This is a genomic window from Salinivibrio sp. MA427, from assembly GCF_001996115.1.
Taxonomy (GTDB): domain Bacteria; phylum Pseudomonadota; class Gammaproteobacteria; order Enterobacterales; family Vibrionaceae; genus Salinivibrio; species Salinivibrio costicola.
In genome coordinates this window covers 1-5,065 of record NZ_MUFH01000193.1, presented here as the reverse complement: position 1 = coordinate 5,065, position 5,065 = coordinate 1, and the positions used below count along the sequence as shown (strand labels likewise).

3 protein-coding genes are annotated in these 5,065 nt (G+C 42.5%); all 3 read right to left on the bottom strand.

Annotated features, from left to right (window positions below):
* Nucleotides 1-1,260, bottom strand: a 1,260-nt coding sequence (locus BZG79_RS11430) for an AAA family ATPase (RefSeq protein WP_077774446.1), incomplete at its 3' end; no start/stop codon positions are given.
* Complete coding sequence (locus BZG79_RS11425) at nucleotides 1,260-4,322, bottom strand: HsdR family type I site-specific deoxyribonuclease (RefSeq protein WP_077774445.1); 3,063 nt, start codon at nucleotides 4,320-4,322, stop codon at nucleotides 1,260-1,262. The genes BZG79_RS11425 and BZG79_RS11430, both read right to left, overlap by 1 nt.
* Nucleotides 4,323-4,693: 371 nt before the next feature.
* Nucleotides 4,694-5,065: hypothetical protein (locus BZG79_RS11420; RefSeq protein ID WP_206779496.1), on the bottom strand; the 372-nt coding region annotated here is incomplete at its 5' end.

Here is a 5,065-nt window from a genome sequence, read left to right as displayed (position 1 = left end):
CACACACGATTTCGGTACTTCTTGCAATACTACAGGAGAGTGAGTTGCGATGATCGCTACTCCGTTTCTATCATGAAGTAGTTCGCTCAAAGCTCGAATAAATGCAGATAGCAGCGGCGGATGTAAGTGGCTTTCAGGCTCGTCTATTAGAACTAACGTCTTTTCTTCGACAGATGCAACTAAACGCGTCAGTGTTTGCAAAACTACAGCATGACCAGAACTCATTGATGTCATTGCTTCCCAAATACCCCTTTTGGCTATCGAAGTAGGTTCTAACTCAAATCGACGGATATTCATTTCAGCAAAATTCTCATCTGACTCCAGAGTTTTTATTGCTTTGAAAAGCCGAACCTTTTTTTCTTTCTCCCCCAGACATAAAGCAAATGACCGATTGAAATCAACGTCCATCTCAGTCCGGGTTTTAAGCCTGTTCTCACCTTGTTTCTGACTTTTTAAGCCAACATAGTAATACCGAATTCCTTTACTTGGGTCTTGCTGTTCTTCTGGAGGAGTAAATGTATCAAACGCGCTAAACGATACTGACACTATGCAAGAGAAATAATCTTTCTCGAAAGCTTCTCCAGTGTTTGGATCAATGAAAAAGCCTAGTTTATTATTGATTCCTAGCCCACCTTGAACCATTCCATTCAACAATGTCGTTTTTCCGACACCATTTCTTCCAATGACAGCATGTATATTGGTACTAGGCACGGAACTGGCGTTAACCTCAAAACCCAGATTAATTGCGGAGAAAAGCCCATCAGTTGAGCGGTTAAAACTGAAACTGTAATCAGTGAGAAGCACCCCACCCTTAAGAACTCGTGAAAACTGCCCTTTAATGCTAGACAAACTTACACTCGCCAAAAAGTCAGTTCTAAAAACAGTTTCTTTCTGCGCAATTGCTAAATGATCTGATGAATACACAATATCATTGAGGCTTCTCAATAAGCTAAAACGAAGCGAACTAGGCAATTGCGCTAGCTTAGAGTAATAGTCAACGTCTATGCCTAATGAAAAATAATCGTTGCCTAATTGTTCAAAAATGGGAGGGAGACTCTCTGAGAGCTTCTCTTCGGAGATTTGATTGACAACACCGATTTTTACAAGGCCAAGCTCTCTATACAACCCTTTGTCATCGTGAAGACTTACATTAAACAATGTACTAAAAGAAGACATTTCATTTTTGATCGGTGTTAGATAAACCGAGCTAACACCACTATGTGGAACAGCCTCTTGTCCAAATAAGATATGATAATTCATCAATAATGCTCTTCAATATAACCATACGCCTTAGCGAACAGCTCTTTGTCTTTTCCTAAACCAAATTGGGCAAGTGTCAGTAGCAGTGCCTTTTGAATCTCTCTTGGACCACTATTAGAGCTCTGCCAGCCTTTAAAGCGTTTGGCTTTTACAATCTTATCTATCTGCTCTACAACATCGCCGATTAGCTTAGGCGTGCTTTCAGGGCGAGTTTCTAAGAACAGTTTTGTTAGTGCTTGTTTGTTATCTTCTTGGGTTACTGGTGAGTCACCCGCTTCACGCTCGGCTTGCACAGTGTCTTTGGCCGTATCAAGCAGCCCTTTTAACCAGTCGATAGCTTTAATTACGCCTGCTTCATAATCCTGGCGTAGTTTTTCTAAGCGCTCGCCGAGAGCAATGAACTTCGGGTTACCGCTACCACGTAGACGGCCCATTAGATCAATTTCTAACTGACTTGCGCGCTTCTCTTGCTCTTTTTCAGTCAGGGTGAAGATCGCATGTTCATCCATAACCAACTCATCTATATCACCACGAATACGATTAATATCGGTATGCTCGTGAATCATCTTGATGGTTTCTGGACCTAACGCAGCCYACACGAGAGAACCTGTTTGCCCTACAGGACGGACTGATTCATAGATTTGTACCAGCCACTTGTAGTCTGCTCTGTAAGGAGTAAGGAAAGCATCTGGGTTAATCGCCGACCATAACTTAGCTAATACACCAAAAGAGGCTGCAAACTCGTCACGTTTTTCATTGGTAGGTAAGCAAGCTTGCGCGGCCATAATCCCTTCAAAGCCGTCGATGGTTCTGTCGACGTTAGGGAAGAAGCTTAAGCACTTATCTAGCTGGGCTGGCAGTAGCTCTTTAAAGGCCTCGATACCTTCTACCACCCCGTCAATTTCTTCAGGATCGTAAGCAAGTGCGGTACGCAAGTTCTCAAACACGCCTAAGTAATCAATGATGAGGCCCATTTGCTTACTAACGTTGTCCGTCTCGTACAAACGGTTAGTACGACACATTGCCTGCAACAAGGTGTGGTCACGTAATGGCTTATCTAGGTACATGCAGTAACAGATAGGTGCATCAAAACCAGTTAACAGTTTTGCGGTCACAATAAGCAATTGAAGTGGTTGTTTAGGATCTTTGTAATCCTCAATCAAGCTCTTCTGCTTTTGGTCATTTCCATCAATCTCTTGCCAGCGTTCAAAGTCTGACTCGAGGATAGGAAGCTCAAGGTCTTGCTTCCATTTACGCCAGTCCTTGTTAACCTTACCTTTCTTACTTGCGTCTTCATCTTTGATCGGTGCTTGGTCGACGTTCATGACCACTTCTACCGCATCAAAACCTAGTTTTTTACCAAGTAAGTAATACATCTGCACACAAGCGTCTCGGTCATAGACCACAACCATGCCTTTCATCTGCTTTGGCTTTACATGGCTTACAAAGTGGTTGGCAATATCTTCACTTACCGCCGCCATGCGCTTTGGCGCCTTCAACATAATCGCTAAGCGGCCAGCACGTTTTGACAATGCCATTTTCTCGTCATCGTCTAGGTCGTTGTCTTTGACCATTTGTTCAAAGGCGTCATCAATCGCTGCACGATCCACACGAAGCTCAGCCAAACGAGGCTCAAACTTCACCGCATTGGTCGCTTTATCTCGTATGGATTGCTTATAGCTATAGCGGTTCATATAGCGCCCTTCATCCTCTTCAGCACCAAAGAGTTTGAAAGTATTGCGGTCGATACCAGAAATCGGCGTACCTGTTAAGCCATAGAAGTGAGCATGAGGTAGCGCCCAGCGCATTTTATCGCCGAGCGAACCTTCTTGAGTACGGTGCGCTTCATCCACCAGCACGATAATGTTGTCACGACTGTTTAGGCCGTTTTCATTGCTCTCATCAATTTCAACATCTTTGAACTTGAAGACAGTGGTGATCAAAATGCCGCGACTATCTTGTTCTATGTGCTCACCAAGCTTTCTACAGCTTTGTACTTTGATGAGGTTTTTAACATCGGCCCCACCGAAGGTTTCATTGATTTGGCTATCGAGATCTCGTCGGTCTACCACAATAAGAACGGTTGGATTTTTCAATTTATTATCCGCACGGAGCATTCGAGCAGCATAGAGCATAAGCAAAGACTTACCTGAACCTTGGAAATGCCAGATAAGCCCTTTTTTCGGATAACCTTTTTTTACACGTTCTACAATTTGTTTTGCGGCTTCAAATTGCGGATAACGAGGCAGAATTTTAATGCGTTTAGGTGGCGTGTCTTTACCTGTTTTCACAGTGGAGAATAGAGCAAAAGACTCTAGCATTTTCAGCAAGGTTTCTGGGTTCAATAAGCCTTCACAGCTATCAAGCACAGTAGCTAAACTTGCAGGAATTTCATCTCGCTGATCGGTCTTATGCCATGGCCCCCAGTCTTTCACTCGCGCATTGATTGCACCATAGGCAAAGGTGCGACCTTCAGAAGCAAAACACAGAAGGTTCGGTACAAAGAAAGGCTCAACATTTTTCCAATAGTGCTTTTGGCCACCCATAAAATCAGCAGCACCATCTTGCCAAGTGACACTTGGACGAGTAGCGGATTTTACTTCCCCCACCACCAGCGGAATACCGTTCACATACAGAACGATATCGAAGAACACCTCTGTCGCGGCAATGAAGTGAACCTGTTGAGAAACAACAAAGTGGTTATTTTCAGGGGTATCAAAATCAATCAACTTAATAGTGATGTGATCACCATTTTCACCAAACGGTAGGCTTTTCTCTGCCATCAACCATTCATGAAAATTCTCGTTGGCTTTGACTAAGCCCGTGTGCTTGGCTTCCAACATCAAGCCGCGAAGTTTGTAGATCACTTCATCAGCATAATCAGGATTGTTGCCAATATCAGGATTTAACGAACAAAGCGCGTCTTTAAGCCAGGTATCAACGAAGATATCGTGTGTTTGCTTAGGCAAACTCTCACCATGGCAGTAATTCCACTTAACTCCGCTTAAGCCTTTTAAGCGCTCAATGATTCCATTTTCTGTGACAGTTTGTTCGTTAAACATTTACTACTCCCCTAGTAGATGATCTGAGTATGTTGACATTAAATTATTTATTGCAGCTTTTTTTAAAAGTGCTAATTCAACTTGCTCTTCTATCCGTAATAAACACCTTTCTATTTCGATGCGCTCATTTTCTGGTGGGATAGGAACCATCAAACTGTCAAATATGTAAGCAGGAATCCTTTGTCTACCAGTGGAGCCTTCCATTCTAGCTATTGCATATTCTCTGATTCTTGCTGTTCGACATAAGCTATATAAGTAAAATGGACTTACCATTTTAGGTGATAGGACTATAAACTCCGTAGACCCTTTCCCTACCTCATCATCATCTAGAAAATCAACTATCGTCATTTTACCATTTTCAGCACATGGTGTTATGCGAGCAAATAGTAGATCGCCGTTTTTATATCGAGCCCCTCCCCCCTAGAAGAACGACTATCTAAATCTCCAGAAATAAATCTGGAATCAGTTGCGACCTGTGACATTTCACAAAACTTCACAATTTCAGATGACACTTTGTAAGCAGGATTTATTTCTACCACTTTAGTTAAAGGCAAAAATTTCCATCCGTTTGGAATAGCTCCCCAATGACTTTTAATCAAATTATTACCTTCTCGACCATTGTACAAAAGCTTAGCTCTTGTACTTTGTCGCAATTCGACAGCCGACAGGTAAGCGTCATCAGAAAATTGCATCATTTCAAGAATCTTATTAAAAGTTGTGCAAATACTTTTAATGTCCTGAAC